At 33.1% G+C, this 20,133-nt stretch carries 21 protein-coding genes; 13 read left to right on the top strand and 8 right to left on the bottom strand.

Annotated features, from left to right (window positions below; genetic code table 11):
* The first annotated feature begins 15 nt into the window (after nucleotides 1-15).
* The 6 genes from FVB9532_RS18215 (at nucleotide 16) to FVB9532_RS18190 (ending at nucleotide 5,475) form a co-directional block, all read left to right on the top strand.
* Complete coding sequence (locus FVB9532_RS18215; RefSeq protein WP_150546615.1) at nucleotides 16-1,257, top strand: glycosyltransferase; 1,242 nt, start codon at nucleotides 16-18, stop codon at nucleotides 1,255-1,257.
* On the top strand, nucleotides 1,257-2,381 hold the full coding sequence (hemW, locus tag FVB9532_RS18210; RefSeq protein WP_150546614.1) for a radical SAM family heme chaperone HemW: 1,125 nt from the start codon (nucleotides 1,257-1,259) through the stop codon (nucleotides 2,379-2,381). The genes FVB9532_RS18215 and hemW overlap by 1 nt, the downstream gene beginning before the upstream one ends.
* A 124-nt stretch (nucleotides 2,382-2,505) precedes the next feature.
* On the top strand, nucleotides 2,506-3,141 hold the full coding sequence (locus FVB9532_RS18205) for a hypothetical protein (RefSeq protein WP_150546613.1): 636 nt from the start codon (nucleotides 2,506-2,508) through the stop codon (nucleotides 3,139-3,141).
* A gap of 216 nt (nucleotides 3,142-3,357) precedes the next feature.
* On the top strand, nucleotides 3,358-3,876 hold the full coding sequence (locus tag FVB9532_RS18200; protein WP_150546612.1) for a hypothetical protein: 519 nt from the start codon (nucleotides 3,358-3,360) through the stop codon (nucleotides 3,874-3,876).
* Between the two features lie 44 nt (nucleotides 3,877-3,920).
* Nucleotides 3,921-4,649, top strand: coding sequence for a hypothetical protein (locus FVB9532_RS18195; protein WP_150546611.1), 729 nt, complete (start codon nucleotides 3,921-3,923; stop codon nucleotides 4,647-4,649).
* Nucleotides 4,650-4,830: 181 nt separating this feature from the next.
* On the top strand, nucleotides 4,831-5,475 hold the full coding sequence (locus FVB9532_RS18190) for a DUF2306 domain-containing protein (protein WP_150546610.1): 645 nt from the start codon (nucleotides 4,831-4,833) through the stop codon (nucleotides 5,473-5,475).
* A gap of 110 nt (nucleotides 5,476-5,585) precedes the next feature.
* Here FVB9532_RS18190 and FVB9532_RS18185 read toward each other — a convergent pair whose 3' ends face one another.
* Nucleotides 5,586-6,044 (bottom strand): XrtF-associated fRMsr-like GAF protein, encoded by a 459-nt coding sequence (locus FVB9532_RS18185; protein WP_150546609.1) that lies wholly within the window; start codon nucleotides 6,042-6,044, stop codon nucleotides 5,586-5,588.
* Between the two features lie 85 nt (nucleotides 6,045-6,129).
* Here FVB9532_RS18185 and xrtF point away from each other — a divergent pair, with 85 nt between their 5' ends.
* Nucleotides 6,130-6,684 carry an exosortase family protein XrtF gene (gene xrtF, locus FVB9532_RS18180; RefSeq protein WP_150546608.1) on the top strand — a complete coding sequence of 185 codons (555 nt, stop codon included), beginning with the start codon at nucleotides 6,130-6,132 and terminating at the stop codon, nucleotides 6,682-6,684.
* Nucleotides 6,677-7,111 carry an exosortase F system-associated membrane protein gene (locus FVB9532_RS18175; protein ID WP_150546607.1) on the top strand — a complete coding sequence of 145 codons (435 nt, stop codon included), beginning with the start codon at nucleotides 6,677-6,679 and terminating at the stop codon, nucleotides 7,109-7,111. Before xrtF ends, FVB9532_RS18175 begins: the two co-directional genes overlap by 8 nt.
* A gap of 30 nt (nucleotides 7,112-7,141) precedes the next feature.
* Here FVB9532_RS18175 and FVB9532_RS18170 read toward each other — a convergent pair whose 3' ends face one another.
* Together FVB9532_RS18170 and FVB9532_RS18165 are read right to left on the bottom strand one after the other, a co-directional pair.
* Nucleotides 7,142-7,519: a hypothetical protein gene (locus tag FVB9532_RS18170; RefSeq protein WP_150546606.1), complete on the bottom strand. Its 378-nt coding sequence runs from the start codon at nucleotides 7,517-7,519 to the stop codon at nucleotides 7,142-7,144.
* A gap of 65 nt (nucleotides 7,520-7,584) precedes the next feature.
* Entirely contained in the window at nucleotides 7,585-9,030 is a 1,446-nt protein-coding gene (locus FVB9532_RS18165) for a hypothetical protein (protein ID WP_150546605.1), read from the bottom strand.
* A 153-nt stretch (nucleotides 9,031-9,183) separates the two neighbouring features.
* Here FVB9532_RS18165 and yiaA point away from each other — a divergent pair, with 153 nt between their 5' ends.
* Nucleotides 9,184-9,639 carry an inner membrane protein YiaA gene (gene yiaA / locus FVB9532_RS18160; RefSeq protein ID WP_150546604.1) on the top strand — a complete coding sequence of 152 codons (456 nt, stop codon included), beginning with the start codon at nucleotides 9,184-9,186 and terminating at the stop codon, nucleotides 9,637-9,639.
* Between the two features lie 4 nt (nucleotides 9,640-9,643).
* Here the strand turns inward: yiaA and FVB9532_RS18155 are convergent, their stop codons facing one another.
* From FVB9532_RS18155 to lysS, 3 genes are all read right to left on the bottom strand, one after another.
* Nucleotides 9,644-10,201 carry a hypothetical protein gene (locus tag FVB9532_RS18155; protein WP_150546603.1) on the bottom strand — a complete coding sequence of 186 codons (558 nt, stop codon included), beginning with the start codon at nucleotides 10,199-10,201 and terminating at the stop codon, nucleotides 9,644-9,646.
* A 178-nt stretch (nucleotides 10,202-10,379) separates the two neighbouring features.
* Entirely contained in the window at nucleotides 10,380-10,553 is a 174-nt protein-coding gene (locus tag FVB9532_RS19550) for a hypothetical protein (RefSeq protein WP_194716579.1), read from the bottom strand.
* A gap of 192 nt (nucleotides 10,554-10,745) precedes the next feature.
* On the bottom strand, nucleotides 10,746-12,437 hold the full coding sequence (gene lysS / locus FVB9532_RS18150) for a lysine--tRNA ligase (protein ID WP_150546602.1): 1,692 nt from the start codon (nucleotides 12,435-12,437) through the stop codon (nucleotides 10,746-10,748).
* 141 nt (nucleotides 12,438-12,578) lie between these two features.
* On the opposite strand from lysS, the gene FVB9532_RS18145 reads away from it, so the two are divergent.
* The 3 genes from FVB9532_RS18145 (at nucleotide 12,579) to lipB (ending at nucleotide 14,767) form a co-directional block, all read left to right on the top strand.
* Nucleotides 12,579-13,751 carry a T9SS type A sorting domain-containing protein gene (locus FVB9532_RS18145; protein ID WP_194716578.1) on the top strand — a complete coding sequence of 391 codons (1,173 nt, stop codon included), beginning with the start codon at nucleotides 12,579-12,581 and terminating at the stop codon, nucleotides 13,749-13,751.
* A gap of 156 nt (nucleotides 13,752-13,907) precedes the next feature.
* Nucleotides 13,908-14,066 carry a YqaE/Pmp3 family membrane protein gene (locus tag FVB9532_RS18140; RefSeq protein ID WP_150546600.1) on the top strand — a complete coding sequence of 53 codons (159 nt, stop codon included), beginning with the start codon at nucleotides 13,908-13,910 and terminating at the stop codon, nucleotides 14,064-14,066.
* Nucleotides 14,063-14,767, top strand: coding sequence for a lipoyl(octanoyl) transferase LipB (gene lipB / locus FVB9532_RS18135; protein WP_150546599.1), 705 nt, complete (start codon nucleotides 14,063-14,065; stop codon nucleotides 14,765-14,767). Before FVB9532_RS18140 ends, lipB begins: the two co-directional genes overlap by 4 nt.
* Here the strand turns inward: lipB and FVB9532_RS18130 are convergent, their stop codons facing one another.
* Nucleotides 14,768-17,236: an NHL repeat-containing protein gene (locus tag FVB9532_RS18130; protein WP_150546598.1), complete on the bottom strand. Its 2,469-nt coding sequence runs from the start codon at nucleotides 17,234-17,236 to the stop codon at nucleotides 14,768-14,770.
* 71 nt (nucleotides 17,237-17,307) lie between these two features.
* A complete protein-coding gene (locus FVB9532_RS18125) occupies nucleotides 17,308-17,907 on the bottom strand; it encodes a ribonuclease HII (RefSeq protein ID WP_150546597.1) in 600 nt (199 codons plus the stop codon).
* Nucleotides 17,908-18,007: 100 nt separating this feature from the next.
* Here FVB9532_RS18125 and FVB9532_RS18120 point away from each other — a divergent pair, with 100 nt between their 5' ends.
* The gene (locus tag FVB9532_RS18120; RefSeq protein WP_228482390.1) at nucleotides 18,008-19,996 is read left to right on the top strand and encodes a putative porin; all 1,989 of its coding nucleotides are present in this window, start codon (nucleotides 18,008-18,010) and stop codon (nucleotides 19,994-19,996) included.
* Nucleotides 19,997-20,133 lie beyond the last annotated feature (137 nt).

The raw sequence follows: 20,133 nt of genomic DNA, 5'->3' as shown, positions 1-20,133 counted from the left end.
GAAAAAAAACATAAAATGAAGCGATTACTCATTATTGGTTACGTTTGGCCCGAACCTACTTCTTCTGCTGCCGGTAGTAGAATGATGCAACTCATCAAACTCTTTCTAGCAAAGGAGTGGGAGGTGAGTTATGCAAGTCCGGCGAAGGAGAGTAAATATGCGATTAATTTTGAAGAATTGGGGATTACCCAAAAAAAGATCAAAACCAATTCTTCTGATTTTGATACCTATGTAAGAGAACTTGCTCCACAAGTAGTGATGTTTGATCGTTTTATGATGGAAGAACAATTTGGTTGGCGTGTGGCCGAAAATTGTCCCGATGCCGTAAGGATTTTAGATACGGAAGATTTGCATTTTTTTAGAAAAGCACGCTACGAAGCCTTAAAAAAAGGAAGAACGCTCATGCGGGAAGATTTACATTCTGATGAAGCGAAACGGGAAATTGCCAGTATTTTACGTTGTGATTTATCGTTGATTATCTCTGAAGCAGAAGTCGATTTGCTAGCACGGAAGTTTAAAGTAAATCCGTCAATCTTACATTACATCCCGTTATTGGCGCCTTCCATTTCTGAAGAAAAAATCAATAAATTACCCACTTATGAGCAGCGGAAAGATTTTGTGTTTATCGGTAATTTCTTACACCTGCCTAATTGGGATTCGGTGCTGTATTTAAAAGAAAAAATCTGGCCACTCATTAGAAAAGAACTTCCGAAAGCCCGTTTGTTGATTTATGGCGCGTATGCTTGCCAAAAAGTAGAACAATTACAAAATAAACGACGAGGTTTTATTGTAAAAGGTCGAGCCGAAGATGCACAAGAAGTCTTAAAAACGGCTAAGGTTTTGTTAGCACCTTTACGTTTTGGTGCCGGCATCAAAGGAAAGTTTATCGATGCGATGTTGGCAGGAACTCCAAGCATAACCACTACGATTGGCGCCGAAGGAATTTGTGGAAAATATCCGTGGCCGGGAGAAATAGCCAATGAAGATAAAAGCATTGCAGAAGAAGCGATTAAAATTTACGAGAAGCCTAAGCGCTGGCAGAAAGTACAACAAAATGGGTTCAATATTATTAACGAACGCTTTCAGGAAAACCGATTTGCAGACTATTTTTTTGAAGAATTAAATAAGATTCAAAACGATTTGCAAAAACATCGCAATCAAAATTTTTTAGGCGCTATGTTAATGCATCATACCTTGCAGAGCACCAAGTATATGTCGAAGTGGATTGAAGCTAAAAATAAATTAGAACAACAATAATGTCGGGCATTTATATACATATTCCATTTTGCAAGCAGGCTTGTCATTACTGTGATTTTCATTTTTCAACTTCGCTGAAAAAGAAAGGAGATTTGGTGGAAGCTTTACTTACAGAACTTCAACTACGTAAAACTGAAAACCAAGGAAGTGTGGAAACCATTTACTTTGGAGGTGGAACCCCAAGTTTATTAGAGGCGGAAGAAATCAACCAAATTCTAACCACCGTTTTTGAAAACTATCCCGTATGTGAAAATCCTGAAATTACCTTAGAAGCCAATCCAGACGATTTAAACGATGAGGTTTTACAAAGGCTGGCGAATTCTAACATTAACCGACTCAGTATTGGCGTGCAATCTTTTTTTGAAGAGGACTTACAATTAATGAACCGCGCTCATAATGCAGGAGAAGCTCTGAAATCCATTCAATTGGCAAAACAGTACTTTGATAATATTTCCATTGATTTAATCTACGGCATTCCCGGAATGAGCAACAAGCGTTGGCAAGCGAATTTAGCAGAGGCATTGGCGTTAGAAGTTCCGCATATTTCGAGTTATGCCCTAACGGTTGAACCGAAAACCGCTTTAAAGAAAATGATTGAAACCGGAAAAGTACAACCCGTGGATGAAGATAAATCGAAAGCGCATTTTGAAATTTTGTTAGCTACTTTGGAAGAGGCCGGATTCATCAATTATGAATTTTCAAATTTTGGGAAACCCGGTTATTTCTCTCAAAACAATACCGCTTATTGGTTAGGAAAACCCTATTTGGGTATTGGTCCCTCCGCACACAGTTTTGATGGAGAACATCGCAGTTGGAATGTGAATAACAACACCAAATACATCAAAACCATTCAGCAAGGAATTGTTCCTGCAGAAGTGGAAGAGTTGAGCTTAGCCGATCGCTACAACGAATATGTGATGACACGCTTGCGGACACAATTTGGAGTAAATCTAGCGGAAATTGAAGAACTCTTTGGAAAACCCCTCGCACTCTACTTTGAAAAAGAGTCCCAAGTATTTTTTGAAAAAGGATTACTAAAAGAAGAAAACCATAAAGTCTTAATCACTAAAAAAGGAAAATTTTTAAGCGATGGCATTGCGGCAGATTTGTTTTACGTCGACTAATAGGTTATGGATATTAGGTTGTAGGAGATAGGTGAGTTTATCGTTGGTTTTTGATTTATTAGTGGGAACAGTTATATTTGGTTGATATTAATTTTTAAGTGATAAAGTGAAAATTAAATAGGAAATGAACAATTTAATTAAAGAAGCTCTTGATGAATATTTTTCTGACTTTAAAAAATATCATTTAATAATATTAATTGCATTCACAGTTATTATTGCACTAATTCAAGTTATTCAATCAATTCTAGTTTCAAAAAAAATTGAGAAATTTAAGAATGAGCTGAAAAAATCTGAAATTAAATTTTCGAAATATAATCAATTACAAGTACAGGCTTTAAATGAATTGTACCCTATATTGTCTGAATTGTTAATATATACTGCTTCAGTAGAAATAGAACTTAAGAAGGCTTCACCGGAAAAGCTAAATTTACTCCTTGAAGATTGGGGTAAAGCATTCGCTAAGGTAATTGAAAATTATATACTTAAAAGATATATTTTGCCTAATAATATAAAAAAGGAATTTGGCAAACTTACAGGTATTCTTGATGAAGTAAATGCTTATGTAAGAGCTGAGAAAAAAATGAGTTCTTTATTTGCAACTATAAATAATAAAGTAGAATTTATGGGTAAAGATAAGGAAAGAGAAGAAATTTCGGATGAACTAATTAAGCTTAAAAAGGATGGATTAGTATACGATTCGATGATTGAAATAAATAAATTACAATCAGAAATTGAAAATTATTTTGAAAGTATAGAATGAATCTATTTATCAACTATGATTTTTTCTGTATAGCTAGAAACAATTTTGGTCTAAAAATTTTACACGAATCAATTCAAAGATAAAATGATAAATTGAAATAAAAGCAAAACTGACTTTATTCAAAAAGATAGACTTTGGTGGATTCATGAAGGAAAGATGAAAATTGGAGAGGCACAAATAATTGAAGTAACACACAAATAGAGATTAATATTAAAAATGATACTAAAAACACCATTCAATAAAAATATACTCTATCATCAACATAAATTGAATTTTGATGTAGTATGGAAAGAAAATTTAAAAGTCAATAAACGAAGAATAATTTTTGGAATTATAAGTGTTACTGTTGGAAGCCTCATTGTATTTGGTGAAGATAATATGGGCTTTCTTTTTATTGGGTTAGGAATACATTACTTGGTGAATTTTTATCAATTTTGGGCGCATTATTCAAAAAATAAAAAAAGGTATTTTAAAGAAGTTCAAACTGAAATTGAAGGATACGAGAATAATATTAATGTTTTCGAGTTTACTAATGACTATTTAGGTTATTCTGATTATAAACATGAGGCAAAACTTAAGTGGTTCGCTTTTAAAGGTTATAGGCTAATAGAAGATACCTTATTTATTGATTTACATGCTAAAAATGGTATTTCTTACATTATTAGTAAATCAGAAATTCATGAAAACCAGTGGGATGAAATTCTTTCAATTGTAAAAGAAAAGATAAAACTTTAACTATTTTGTAATCAGAGCTTTTATATCTATAAATTAACTATTCAATGTTCTGGAATAAAAATAAGAAATTGCCAATAACTGAAGAAGACAAAATTTGGGTTGATGAAGACTTAAATTGGTTACGAGCGGAATTTGGAGAAGAACATTTTATGGAAATCCGAACAGTAACTCCTACAAAAGATTTTTATGAAAGAACTTTTGATGGAACTGAAAAGGATGCGGAGTTTATACTTGAAAGGACAAAGGAGTTAATGGGTATTGGTGGTTTGAATTTAAAACTAGATTTTTTCTCTGATTCACCAATTGAAATGGATGATGGTACAATTTTGACAACACCGGCTGACATCAGTGGCAGTTGGAAAAGTGCAAGTGGAATTTATCAACAATTTGAAAACGATACAACAATTTCAATTGAACGTAAACAATTAAAAAATCCGATTTCATTGATTGCGACGATTTCTCACGAATTGGCTCATCAAATTTTATTAGGAGAAAATCGAGTAGAAGAGAATGATGAATTTTTAACAGATTTTACGGCAATTACTTATGGGTTCGGAATTTTTATAGGTAATTCTCGTTTCCAGTTTATCTCACAAGGATTGGGATGGCAATCAAGTAGTCAAGGATATTTGCCGGAACAAATTATAGCTTATGCGATGGCTTGGTTGTCAAAAGAAAGAAATGAAAAAATAGACTACGGTCAATTTCTGAACAAATCTTTGAAAAAATACTTTGAGCAAAGTCTAGATTGGTTAATTGAAAACGAAAAATAAACATAATGAACCAAAAAATTTTCAAAGAAAGCAGTAAATAACTCTTCATTTACTTATAAAATATATTTTTAGTGTTTGAATATTTGAAAAACAATTCATCCTCAAAAAATAACAACTCGGAAATAGAAAATAGTTGAAGTGATTTTATTCACTGATTTTTGAATCGTTAAAACCAATAAAAATGGAAAAAGCGATACAAATTTTAATTTACTTTCATGCTGCATTTGGTGGCATAGCCTTACTTGCAGGATTACTAGCTATCATTGCCAAAAAAGGAAAAACACTTCATAGAAAAGCTGGATTAGTTTTTTTCTATTCCATGATGTTATCTGGAATCACAGCATTGGTCATTGCTGTTCTACCCAATCATGAAAGCCCGTTTTTATTCGCTGTAGGGATTTTTAGTTTATATTTTGTATTCACAGGAAATAGAGCTTTAAAATTTAAAAGAAAAGACCCTGTCTTAACCCTTGATAAATGGATAGCGGTAATTATGATTGCGACAGGAAGTTTAATGATTTTACTTCCTGTTCTACTCACAAAAAATATAGATGTAGTGCTTTTTGTCTTCGCAATTGTGGGGATTACATTCTCCATAAAAGATTTAAGATTATATAAAAATCCTAAGCGATTGCGAAAAATGTGGCTGAAATTACACTTAGGTAAAATGTTGGGAGGCTATATTTCTGCAACCACTGCATTTGTGGTGGTAAACAAATTTTTCCCTAGCATTTATGGTTGGTTTATTCCGGGGATTATTGGTAGTTTTATGATCGCCTATTGGCAGCGGAAAATCAATAAAAAGAAGTCGTCAATTTCTTTTTAAATTAACTCAATAGCATATTTTTAATAAGAGATTTTCAGATGTTTATCCAATTACTGCTGCAATAGGATTGAATTCCAAAGAATCATCACAAATACCTAACCTAGAAAACTTTACTCTAAAACCTTTGCTACTTCAGCATTTACAAACTCTAGAAACTTTTCATCCTCTTTCGTAAAAGGGTCGATGGTGTTGGAATCGATATCAATCTGTCCGATGTTTTCTCCATTTACAAATAACGGAATCACAATTTCAGCTTTTACCGTGATGCTACACGCGATATAATTGTCTTGAGCCTTTACATCGGGCACCACAAAATTACTGTTAGATTCGGCTACTTGCCCGCAAATACCTTTCCCAAATGGGATAATTGTATGATCGGTAGGCTCACCGGCATAAGAGCTTAATTTCAATTCGTTTTTATCTCCGTTTTTAAAATAAAACCCTACCCAATCGTAATAAGCAATGTTATCACGAAGTAAGTTGCAGATTTCTTCTAAACGGTGCTCTACAGAAAGTTGACTTTCGGCCAGTATTTCTTGAACTTTTGGTTTTAATTCTTGATGGGTCATAGCTAAATTTTAGGCAAAAGTATTTATTATTTAATCAAATAGGAATGCTTATTTATATAAATTTGTGATTCTTAAATAAATAAATTTGAAAGAACTTTTTAGGAAAAATAAAGCCGTTATCAAGTTTCTAGTCCTTTTTATAGGATGCTATTTGGTATTGGCCGGAATTTATAAATTTTATTTAGCTTCCAGTACTTCTGAAGTTTACTATCCCGATTACATCACCCATTTGGTATCGCAACAAACCGAAGTGGTAATTAATACCATAGGTTATGCATCTCATATAGAGCCTCATCCCACCGAACCTTCGATGAAATTATACGTAGAAAAAAGTTACTTAGCAAGAATTGTGGAAGGCTGTAATGCAGTAAGTGTTATCATTTTATTTGTAAGTTTTGTAATTGCTTTTCATGCCGATTTTAAACGGACCCTGCTTTATATATTGGCAGGAAGTGTAATTATTTATGTGATGAATGTTTTGCGAATCGCACTATTGGCAATAGGTCTTTATAAATATCCTGAAAAGGGGGAGTTGCTACACGGTACGGTTTTCCCGGCCATTATCTATGGAAGTGTTTTTGTTTTATGGATTGTTTGGGTGAAAATAGCTGCTAATTATAAAAAAGCCGAACATGCCTAATTCCCTAAAATATTTGTTGGTGTTTTTAGGTTTTGTTGCCTTAGCAATGATTAGGTTTTTTGAAGGAGAACTGTTCTATGATCCTTTGTTGCAATTTTTCAAGGGAAACTATCACCTTTCTGCAGCACCGGAGTTTAATTTATGGAAATTGTTTTTTGCTACCATAGCTCGGTATTTACTCAATACATCTATTTCACTATTCATTCTGGTCTTACTATTTTCTAAACAAGTACTGAAATTTTCATTGGTAATTTACGGATTGCTATTACTGGTGTTGGCTCCTGTGTTCTTATACTTAATTTCTACTATGGAGATAGACTTACATTTCTTATTGTTTTATGTAAGAAGGTTTTTAATCCAGCCGTTATTAATATTGCTTTTAATTCCCGCATTTTATTACCAACAGCACATAAAAAAAGCCGACTGATAAGTCGGCTTTAATCTTTTTTTAAAAAAATTATTTGATTTTTTTAATGTCTCCTTTACTGATTTCTTTGTTGTATTTTTCTTCAAATTTCTTCATTTGAACAGGAGATAATATTTTTTCCATATTGTTATGGAATGATTTGTCAAACTTTTGTTTGTTTTGAAGATAAGTTTCCTTGTCTGCTTTTAATTTTTTTTCAGATAATTCTGTCTCTGTATTCAAATAATAGCTATAATAATTTTCAGCAACTTTACGTTGTTGTGCTTTATCTAAACCTAAATCCTTGCTTAAAGAGTAAGCTTCTTGTTTAGCTTTTTCTTTTATTTTCTCTTTATCTTGAGCATGGGCTACAGAAGTACATAAAAATAGACCTAATGCTATGGAGAAAACTGTCAATATCTTTTTCATAAAACTTTGGGTTTTTAAGTTAATCGGTTAAAAATAGTATAAAAAGATTAAACTTCCATAACGATTTAATTTTTTATGAGATGTAGTGTGTTTTCATAAAGCAAGTTAGATTTTTCCATCTTAGTTACTAACCAAGCATAAAAGCAAAGATTAAATACGTCCTCGTGTGGAGAACTATTATCTTTAATTTGCTCTATTTTCTTTGCTACTTTTTCCAGTTCGCCTTTATCGTAATATTCAATTGCTTTAATAAATAAAACAATATTGTTGTTGGAAGTAGTAGTAAACTTTGGGAAGATTTTCCTTTTAAAAGAATGAATCCGGGAAGAAAAAACCTCTAGTTTATCTAATTCAATTAATAAGATCAATTCGATCATGTTTTTTTTGATCACCCAAATCCATCCATATTTTTTTTCATAAAAATGATCAGACTTGTTCAGTTGAAGTAATTTTTTATAAGCCTCTTTCTTTCTGCCTTGTTGTAAGTAACATGTGATGAGAAATAAATCTTTGAAGAAAGATTGGTCTTTATAATTTTCTAAAACATCAATAGCTGCGGAAGCTTGATTGGTGAAATTTAGATAATAAGCTTCCAGTAAAATCAAATCTTCCTGAAATTGTTCTTGAAATTTATGGTTATTCATTTCGAGAATACTTTTAATTTTTTTTAGGTATTCAAAAGATTCTTCAAAATCTCTTTTTCTAAAGGCAGAATAACTCATAATGATTAATACCTCTAGCCGGTAAAACAAATGCTTTTGGTTGAGTTTTTCTTTATTTTCGATTTCTTGATAAAGTGAAATTAAATAATTACTGATAGTAAAATAATTGATTTCATATTTTCCTTTTATATGAAAGATATGGAATAGTTTACTGAGTGATTTGTAACTTAAATCTTTTGAAATTTCAATTTGATGCTCTTGAAAGGCAGACTTAATTAAACCATCGATATCGGTTGTTTTTGCTAAGTTATTTTCAATTTTGGCATAGGCCAACGACAATCGAAACTCCATCTCTACCTTTTTAAAATTCTGTTGAGCCTTTAGAGAAACTTTTTCGAAATTCGCTGTACTTGATAAATGAATATGTTGGAGTGCGCTTAGGTAAATTTCATTTAAAATGGAATAAAGTTCAAAATCAATAGCTTTCTTTTCTATTTTCCAGAGTAGTTTAAAACCTAGATTGGTTAAGTTGTTTTCAAAAAATATTCTTGCGGCTAATAAACCTTTGAGTAACTCTTGTTCTACGGAGTTTTCCTGCTCAAATCCTTTTTGAGCAATAAAATCTGTTAAGTTATCCTGTAATCTTTTTTTAAGGGCATAAAAAGCATTTGGATTAGGGGTAGAATAAATTTTATCAAGAATAGCTGAAGTTGATTTTCCGGAAGCTAATAAGTTGAATAATTCAAGGTTTTTGTTCGATCTAATCTTATTTTTTTGTTGTTGAATTTTTTTAAACTCATTTATTTCTTGTTGGGAAAGCAAATGGATGATGTTAGAGATTTCCTTCAAAATAGCATCGGTTTTTTAAAGTTTAAATTACTGAATAATAGTACTTTGTTGTTTGTTTAATTGAAAATTAGTCGTAAGATATAAAATAATTTTGTGTTTTCTATTCAAGGTTTTGTTAGGAATTTTGAAAATGAATTCAAAAAAAACTGAATTATGGAAAATCAAGAATTAGTTTCAAAAAAGCTTTCAGAAAAAAAGAATACTTCCTTTGAAACCGGAAAACCAACATCTGCTTTTGTAACCGCATCTTGGGTAGCACTTTTTGTAGGAATGGTTGCTTACTGCATAGGCCTTTGGAATGCTAATATGTGGCTAAATGAAAAGGGATACTATTTTGCCATCCTAATTTTTGGATTGTTTTCTGTGATCTCCGTTCAAAAAAGCGTTCGAGATAAACAGGAAGGAATTCCCGTTACTGAGGCATATCACACGATAAGTTGGATCACTACATTTGTTTCGATTCTTCTTTTGATTATTGGGTTATGGAATGCCGATTTAGCGCTAAGTGAAAAAGGTTTTTACGGAATGGCGTTTACGCTAAGTTTATATGCTTCTATCACCGTGCAAAAAAATGTAAGGGATTTAAAGCTTTATAATGAAAGTAAATAAATTTTTAGCTGGAAAGAGGGCGAAATTCGCTCTCTTTTTCATGAGTAAGTTTTCTAAAATCATACTTGGGCTCATAGTATTTCTCTAAAAAAGTACGATTCCAAAAATGTTTTTTTAATAAAAAGAAAGGATCTTGAACCATAAAATACGGTATAAAATGATGCCATTTAACTCCACGTAATTCTAGAAACCGATGGTATTCGTGGGAAAGTCCAAGTTCATTACAAGCTATTTTTAAGGCTCTTCGTTGGCATTTAGAAACCAAATAATTGTTGGCGATTTTAGGTTGAAAACTATAGGTGTACAATTGATCTTTTAACCTTTTGTAATTCTGAAATCGCGACCAACTATCCATGATTACTAAAAATATATGGACAAATGAAAATATAAAACAACCTCCCCAAAATACTTGGAGAACATAGTTTTCTTGAAGTAATACTCGCTCCAATTGTTCATAATACAGAAAAGACTCAATAATAAAAAGAATAAATGCTACCAATAACCACTTACTCACTTTAAAGTAAGAATAGGTAAGTGAATTTTGTTTGGGAAGTACATTCATGCGAACTAATATAAATATATTTATTAATTCGGTGTATTTCTTTATAACTTCAAAACTGGTTGAAATCACTTCGAGTAATTCCTGAAATGTAAATGAATTGTATCAAGAAGTGTTTTCTCTCAACATCTTGGATTTTTAAAACCTTGTATCGAGAAAAGCTTTTTAGAAGTTAGTTTCCTTAATTAAACAGAAAATTTAATTTCAGGTAAACTTTACTTGCTTCGTAAGCTAAATAATCGCTTTCTGAAGGATCTAACTGACTGAAATCGTTAGAAAGTGCCACTAATAGTTGGTATTGCTTGATTAATTCTACCCGTTGAAACGAGTCCTGTAAAGATTTAATTTTAGCCATCTTCTTTTTTTTGAATTAATTTAGCTCATTTTATATTTCAGTAAAATTAAAAAAGATAAAAGGTTATTTTTTGAGGTTAAATAGAAGTATTGTTTCGTTAAAATAAAAAAAGGAACCAATCTGTTAAAAATGATTCCTTTTAAGTCTATTGTTAAAAGAGCCTTTGACCCGCTCAGGGTGATAGTGAGACTATTATTCCAACTCTACAAACAAACCTTCATCGGTTTTTTCAACCTTGGCGAGTTTGTGTTTTCTTAAGCCTTTTAGAGCTTTATCCCATTTCTTATTGCTCAACCCAGAAGCGTCTTTTAAACTGTTCAGTTCCTGTGGAGATTCCTTTTTGAGCAAGTCCAATACCGTTTTTTCTTCCTCGGTTAACTCTACCTTTTTACGTTCCGGTTTCATTTGTGGGAAAAATAAAACTTCTTGAATGGATTGGTTGTTGGTTAAGAACATAATCAATCGGTCCATCCCAATTCCTAATCCGGAAGTTGGGGGCATTCCATATTCCAAAGCTCTTAAGAAATCTTGATCGATAAATTCCGTAGCTTCATCATCGCCTTTTTCAGCCAATTTTAATTGCTCTTCAAATCGTTCGCGTTGGTCAATAGGGTCGTTCAATTCAGAATATGCATTGGCAATTTCCTTTCCGCAGACCATCAACTCAAAACGCTCAGTGAGTTCAGGATTGTCACGGTGTTCTTTGCACAAAGGACTCATTTCTTTGGGATAATCGGTAATAAAAGTTGGTTGTATAAAATTCCCTTCACATTTTTCGCCAAAAATCTCATCGATAAGTTTTCCTTTCCCCATCGTTTCATCTACCTCGATATCCATTCCTAAAGCAGCTTCGCGAAGTTCTTCCTCCGTTTTGCCAGTGATATCAAAACCGGTAAATTGCTTAATCGCATCAGTCATCGTCACGCGTTTGTACGGTGCTTTAAAATCTACTTGGTGTTCCCCAAAAGTAGCTTCAGTAGTTCCGTTAACGGCAATAGCGCAATGTTCTAGGAGTTTTTCAGTAAATTCCATCATCCAATTGTAGTCTTTGTAAGCTACATAAATTTCCATGGCGGTAAATTCTGGATTATGAGTTCTGTCCATTCCTTCGTTTCTAAAGTTTTTAGAAAACTCGTAAACGCCATCAAAACCACCTACAATTAATCGCTTTAAATACAATTCGTTCGCAATTCTTAAATATAAAGGAATATCTAAGGCATTGTGATGGGTTACAAAAGGTCTGGCCGCCGCTCCACCGGGAATCGATTGTAAAATTGGCGTTTCTACTTCAAAATAACCTTTTTCATTAAAGAAATTTCGCATTGCTGCAAAAAGCTTGGTGCGTTTTACAAAAACCTCTTTTACTTTTGGGTTGACCACTAAATCTGCATAACGCTGACGGTAACGCAGTTCCGGGTCATTAAATTTATCAAATTCGTTTCCTTCTTTATCTACTTTTGGTAGCGGAAGTGGTTTTAAAGACTTGCTTAACAAGGTAAAGTTTTTAACCATCACCGTTTTTTCACCTACTTGGGTGGTAAACAACTCACCTTCAATTCCAATAAAATCACCAATGTCCAATAACTTTTTATAGACATCGTTGTAGAGGGTTTTATCATCCTCTGGGCAAATTTCGTCCCGGTTAAAATACACTTGAATACGTCCGGTAGAATCCTGCAATTCTGCAAACGAAGCTTTTCCTTGTATCCTTCTAGACATTAACCTCCCTGCTATCACCACCTTTTTACCTTCTTCAAACTCCTGCTTCACTTTAGTAGTCGTGTGATTGACCGGATATAAATCTGCCGGATAAGGATTGATGCCCATTTTTCTAAGGGAATTCAGTTTTTCCCTACGTACAAGTTCTTGTTCAGATAATTGCATAATTCAGTTTCTGTTTTTTTGAAGGGGCAAAGATAATTACTAAGAAGTTAGCAATCAAAAAAACAAAACAAAGCTTATTTAAAAGTAGGAGTTTTTTTTAGAAGGCTGTTTAATCTATATACTAACATGAAAAATTATATGATGAAAAAATTACTACTTTTATTTTTGTGCTTTCCTTTACTCATGTTTTCGCAAGTAGTTGCGAATGATGCTATGTTGGAAATTTGTGATGACGATAATGATGGATATGCTTATTTTGATTTGACCATTACGCAAGATGTTATTCTAAATGGGCAAGCCAATGAAGACTTTCAACTTACATATCACTTAACTCAAATGGATGCCGAAAGTCCTGCAAATGAAATTTCAGATCCTACTTCGTTTCAAAATACAGAAGCATTTCATCAAGTGCTGTATGTGAGAGTAGAAGATTTAAGCGCTGGAGAGTTTACGGTTGCAATGGTCGATTTATATGTATACCTAACTCCGCCAGCAAATCCTTATGTAGGGATTGTACATTGTAGCGAGGATGGTGATTTCTCAATTTTTGATTTAACCGAATCAGAAGATACTATTTTAGAGAATTCAGAAACAGACGATTTAGAAGTATATTATTTTATTAATGAATTTGATGCACAATCAAATGTAAATCCGTTAAGTAATTCTGAAGCTTATACCAATGTTAGCAATCCACAAGAAATTTATGTGAAAGTTGGAAATCCAGGAAGTGATTGTTATAGCCTTACTTCCTTTACAATAGAAGTAGTAGCTTGTGAGGAAGATGAAGACGGTGATTTAGTAGATAATGAAGGAGAAGATGTAGGGGATGATTTGGATGAAGAAGACAGGCCTTTTGATAATATCAATGAAGGTGACGGGAATTTAGCGAATGACGATACCGATGGCGATGGCATCCCTAATTATTTGGACGATGACGATGATGGTGATGGGATTTTAACTGCCGATGAAGATTACAACAATAACGGTGACCCTATCGATGACGATATCAATAATAATGGTATCCCAGATTATTTAGATGCTGAAGTTGCCTTAGCAGTAAATGCATTTGAAAGAGCTCATTTCTCTATCTATCCCAACCCAACTTCAGGAATCGTAAATTTGGTAGCTGAAAATTCAATTGATTTAGAAAGTGCAAAGATTTATTCGGTACAAGGAAACTTAGTGAAAACTTTTTCGGCAAAAGAATTAGAACTATCGAATCAACTAAATATTTCTGAATTATCCAGTGGAGTTTATTTTCTTCAACTTCATTCAGGAGAATCAGAAATAGTAAGAAAATTAATTGTTGAATAAAATAAGATTTTAAATAGGAGACCCTGAAAATAAATTCAGGGTGACGTTGAAATACGATTAAATCTTTATAACAATAGAAATTTAAAAACCTCAATACTTTTGGTGTTGAGGTTTTTTGTTTTTAACTGAAAAAATTAATTGTAACTTTGCAGGCAAATGAGTGTTTGGCGAGTTATTTTAGCGGTTATATTTCCTCCGCTTTCAGTTTTAGATAAAGGTTGCGGTTCAGTGCTAATCGTGATTATTCTCACACTTTTAGGTTGGATACCCGGCGTCATCGCTGCACTCATCATTTTAAACAATCCAAATCGATGAACAAGAAGGTCGCTGTACAAGAATTAGGAGTAAAAGATTATAAAGAAACCTGGGATTTTCAAGAAGAACTATTTCAGGAAATACTTCAAATTAAAAGCAGCAACCGAAAGGAACATCAAAACATTCCTACTCAAAATCACTTTCTTTATGTAGAACATCCGCATGTGTACACCTTAGGGAAAAGTGGTGATTTTTCGAATCTTTTAATTTCTGAAGAAGAACTCGCTACTAAAAATGCGACTTTTTATAAAGTGAATCGGGGAGGGGATATTACTTATCACGGTCCCGGACAAATTGTAGGTTACCCCATTTTAGATTTGGATAATTTTTTTACCGATATTCATAAATACCTCCGTTTCCTTGAAGAAATGGTGATTAGAACCTTAGCTGAATATGACATCAAAGCGGAACGAAGCAAGGGGGAAACCGGCGTTTGGTTGGATGTGGGAACGCCTTTTGCCCGTAAAATTTGTGCGATGGGTGTTCGTGCCAGTAGATGGGTGACCATGCACGGTTTTGCCCTCAATGTAAATGCAGATTTAGGCTATTTTGACAATATGATTCCTTGCGGAATTAAAGGAAAGGCCGTGACTTCTTTAAATGTTGAATTAGGCAAAGCTGAAGTGAGCATTCCTGAAGTGAAAGAAAAATTGCTCAAACATTTTGCTGAGCTTTTTGAAGCAGAGATTATTCAAGAATAACTAATTCATCTGATAAATCAATACGCTATTATCTTCCCCTTTTACGCAGAATTCTAACTTTCCGCGGTTATCCATATTCGCCAAGCTTATTTGAGAATTACCATATACCGGAAACCCAGAAATTAAATTGGCATCTTTATCAAAAACATAAACCTTACTGGTTTGCGTATCCGTAATAGCGATGTAAGCTTTATTGTTTATTTCGATAAGTTGAGGTTCGGTGTATAAGCCATAATCTAAATTGACAATCTTCCCGTTGATGCTCAATTCGTTTTCATTAAAAGTGACGAGAATAGTATTATTGGCCACCAAGTTGTGATTTTCGGTAAGTTTTAAATCTTTCTTCGTGTTTTTTCCACTTTCATTCACCTGTACCAATTCGCCCTTTAAATTGGTGGTGGTAAATAGGTTTTGGTACTGATACCATTTATTGTTAGAAAATTGAAATTCTTTTTGAGTAGGAACACGGGTTTCACCGGTCCTGCTTAAGATATGTAAATTTCCGTTTGCTTCGCTTACCAAAATGTAATCCTTCCTTCCAATTCTAATATGCTTTGGAGCTTGTAGGATTTCAGAATCTGTTTTAGAAAATTTAAAGCCTTTTACGTCTTTTCCTTCTTTGGTAAACATATCTACCCGGTTACCTTGAGTGGTTACAAATCTATACTTACTGTTATTATCGTAATCAAAAACAGAAAGTTCTTGCGTAATGGTGTTATTGAATTTTTTAGGGAAAGGCTTTACGTTATTTCCATTTCTATCTAAAATATAAACTTGATTTTGCGTAGCAAAAATATGTTGTAACCTACCATTATTATAAATATCTATTTGTTGAATATCGCCTACAATTCTACTGTCCAATTGTTTTTTCCAATGCAATTCACCATTGTTTTTATAAAGGTAAAGTACATTCGTTTCATCTTGTACGGCAATTTCCATTTCTTTGGTCCCCCAGTTTTTTACAAATTGAGGTCTATTGGCTATGGCTTCTGGTAATTTTATACTGGTAATTTGATTAATACTTTGTCCTGTATTCTTAGCTTCAGATTTTTGAAGAAGTGCATTCACATGAGCAAAGTTATTATCGTAAATAAATTGTAAGGCACTTACTTTAAAATCACCAAGTTTTAAATTTTGTACGTCTTTACTTAAATCTGCTTCTACTTGATGAGCTAAGTGTTCTTTTAGATTTTCGTTAATTCCTACAAATAAAAGGGAAGCTTCATCGCTAAGTTCATCTTTGGTGTTTAAATAAGCAGGGTAATTGGCCAGCACCGTTCTGTTTTGGTAATTGGCAATGATGTTTTCGAGCGTGGTTAAATTATTAGCAAACACGAAGAAATGATCAATCTGTGCATAAAACTTTAGACTTTTCTGTTTGATAAGCGGTTGGTAGGCTTCATATAAATTATCACTATCCGGGAAATGAAAAATATCAATCCCTCGAAAATCTTCAGCTACATCTCGATATGCTACTAATGCATCAGCGGCAATGGTGGCATCAATGGTATTTAAAACAATAGCTTTTTCTTCTTCAAAATAAATAGTTCCTACTTCTTGTACTGCATTAAAAAGACTTTCATTTTTTAGCGGAGCCAAATCTTGGGATTTAAACTCAGTTAAATTTGCCTTTAAATTTTCAAAACTATCGTAGCTAAAGGAAGAAAAGCCTAAGGCATTATTAGGAACTACTTCGGCTACTTCATTGGTTTGCGGTTCAATCCCTTGAAATAAATTTAGTAGACGCTGGTTTTGGATAGTTGCTGAAGAAACTCCATTCCAATGGATCTCATCTTCATCAATTTCAAAATCAAGTACCGTCCAATCTGAAAAATTAGCTAAAAAACGACTACTCCCGTTCGGAAAGAATAAAGGATAAATTTTATTGAACTCTTCATGATTAATAAAAAAGGAATGATCTCCCGAAGCAGCTTGGTAAATTTTCTCTAAGGTGGGGTCTTGTGGTAACTGATTATCAAAAATCCTGATAATATTTTCTAAAACCAGTTTAGAAGAACTATACACGAAAATATTATTCAGTTTGGTGCTGAATGTTTCAATGCCTTCCAAGGTGTATTTTTTAATTTCGCTGTTGTCGTATTTAAAGGTTTCTACTTTTTTATTAGCAATACTATCCAATTGAATACTAGGTTCTTCATCGGTAAGCAAGGTAACGGCAATTTCTTTTCTGCCTACTTTATTAAAGCAAATCAAACTCTCCTTACTTAAAGTAATATACTGTAAAACTTGAAGAGGTTCTTTAAAAACCGAATAAGCTTTGGATTTGTTGTTATTCGTCAACAAATCATTTTCAGCAATTGCTTCAGTAAAATCCTTTAAATTATCACTTTTTAAAATCACCGCCGTATTGGGCGGGATAAAACTGAAAAGCTCAGACGGAGCTTTGGTCTCTTCTTCACAAGCAATGAAACTAATTATTAATGCAAAGTACAAGAGGATTTTCTTCATAAGAAATATCAGTTTTTTTATAAAATTAGTAGGATTGTTGGTCTTTTCTGTTAAACAAAAATTAAAGTCGGTTATAATTCTAGGCTAAGCTGATCCGGTAATAACCGAAAACTTTTTCGATGATATTTAGTAATACCATATTTTTGAATAGCTTCCCGATGTTCACGTGTAGGATAACCTTTGTTCTTTTTCCAATTATACATGGGAAATTCCTCGTGAATTTTTGCCATAAACTCATCTCTATATGTTTTAGCAAGTATGGAAGCGGCAGCAATATTTAAAAATTTACCATCGCCTTTTATCACACACTCGTAAGGGATATCGCCAAGAGGTTTAAATTTATTGCCATCTACTGCAATATGTTCGGGGGATGTTTGTAATTTTTCTATAGAACGGTGCATTCCTAAAATAGAAGCGTTTAAGATATTAATTTCATCGATTTCTTCCATCATCACATGCGTAACCCCAAAACAAAGCGATTCCTTTTCAATAAGACTTCGTAAACTATTCCTGTTTTTTTCAGAAAGCTGTTTGGAATCATTTAAAATTTCATTTTTAAAATCATCTTTTAGGATTACGGCAGCAGCGGTAACCGGTCCCGCCAAGCAACCTCTTCCGGCTTCATCGGTACCGCATTCAATTAAATCTACCTTACATTTTAATTTAAGCATACCGCAAATTTAAACATTTTGCTTGTTCTTGTCATTCTTTGGCAATTATTCAAATTTACATTCGTTAAAAAATTATACTTTTGCCGCAGTTATCAGATTTATGGTGAGATACACAATTATACTTTTACTTATTCTTTTTTCTGCTGAAGGATTTTCGCAAGTTGATTTACGCAGAGATGGAGGAGGTGTAATGGGAAATACTTCCAATAGAGATATTGGCGATCCTCAAAAAACAGTAATCGACAATCGGGAAAAACCCCCTATTGAAGATTATAAAATTATTTCGGTAGAAAATGATACTACTTATGTAGATACCACACTTACCATCTATAAAGACTATAAGTTTAATTATTTGCGGAAAGATAATTTTGAATTATTGTCTTTTGCCAATGTTGGGCACGCGTATACTTCTTTAGCTTATAATTTTGATGAGGTAGATTTATTGCCGGACATAGGGGCGCGGGCTAAACATTTTAGTTATTATAAGGTAGATGATATTTTCTATTACCATGTACCTACCCCTTTAACCGAACTGTTTTTTAAAACTACTTTCGAGCAAGGGCAAAATGTAAATGCTTTTTTTACTACCAATATGACGCCGCGACTTAACATCTCAATTGCTTATCGTGGATTGCGTTCATTAGGAAAGTACCAACATGTAATGTCGAGTCAAGGAGCTTTCCGGTTTACGGTGAATTACCAGACTAAAAACAATCGTTACGATTTAAAAACGCATTTTGTATCACAAGATACCGGTAATGAGGAAAACGGTGGGTTAACGCGCCAAGGAAATATTAGTTACCGTTCAAAAGAAGAAGAGTTTGATGACCGATCGTTATTGCCGGTTAATTTTAAAGATGCTGAAAATATGCTTTATACCAAACGTTTTTTCTTAAAGCATAACTACAAAGTCGTTAAAGGAAATGATTCTACAGAAAATAATCAAATAAGAATAGGGCATCAATTAAATTTTACAGATAAAGAATATAGGTACAGTCAAAATACCCCTTTTGCTGGATTTGGAGCTTCCTATAAAAACACTAACCTTCGAGACGAAGTAGAATATCAGCGGGTTTCCAATTTGGTCTATGCACAATATCAAAATACTATTTTGGGAGAGTTGACCTTTCAGGCTAAGTACAGTAATTATAATTATGGGTATAGCAAAAAATTAATATTAGGTGATTTAAATGAATCTGCTAGAGTTATCCCTAATCGGTTAAAAGGAGATGTGTTTTCTGTAGGCGGAAGGTATAAAAAGAAAATAGGAGGCTTTCAGCTTTCCGGAGATGCTATGGTTAACCTTTCTGATGAGTTCTCGGGAAATTACCTAAAAGCAAATGCCGGTTACCGCTTAGATGAAAATAATAAAGTCGATGCTTCTTTGGTTATTAATTCTAGTGCTCCAAATTTTAACTTTCTACTCTATCAAAGTGATTATGTAAATTACAATTGGTATAACAATTTTGATAACGTCCAAAAGCAAGATTTAAATATTGACTTAAAATCGAAAAAAATAGCGAACGTTTCCGCTAGTCTAAGTCAAATTAATAATTATACTTATTTCGGATTGAGGGATAATGAAGTAGAGGGGACAGAAGCAGATACATTGATTACCCCATATCAATACAATGGGAATATAGGTTACCTTAAACTTAAAGCCAGTCGAAAATTTGAATACTGGAGATTTAGTTTGGATAATACCATAATGTATCAAAATGTTTTTAGTGGTGAAGAAGTATTTCGTGTACCAGATTTTGTAACTAGGCATTCTTTCTATTATGAAGATTACTGGTTCAATAAAGCACTTTATCTTAATATGGGCTTTACATTTAATTATTTTACCAGTTTTATGGCAGATGGCTATGATCCTGTTCTAGCAGAGTTTTATGTGCAAAATAAACAAGAACTAGGTGGTTTTTATAGGGCTGACTTCTTTTTTAATGGTAAAGTAGACCAAACTCGAATATTCTTGAAATTAGAGAATTTCTCTACAATATTCGAGGGAAACAACAACTACTCTGCCCCCTCACAACCTTACCGTGACTTTGTGATCCGCTTTGGTTTGGTGTGGAACTTCTTTTTGTAGTAATTTTTTTGGGGTTCAATGCTTCTGGAAATTAAGGCATTACCCGCTAAGGTTAAAAAAGCTTAAAATAAACTTAAAGAAAAGTTTGTTTTTAGAGGAAAAAGGGTTGTATATTTGCACCCGCTTTAGGGATAGGG

The organism is Mesonia oceanica (assembly GCF_902499555.1).
Lineage (GTDB): Bacteria > Bacteroidota > Bacteroidia > Flavobacteriales > Flavobacteriaceae > Mesonia > Mesonia oceanica.
Note: the sequence above shows the minus strand (reverse complement) of the source record. Positions and strands in the feature narration are given on the sequence as shown.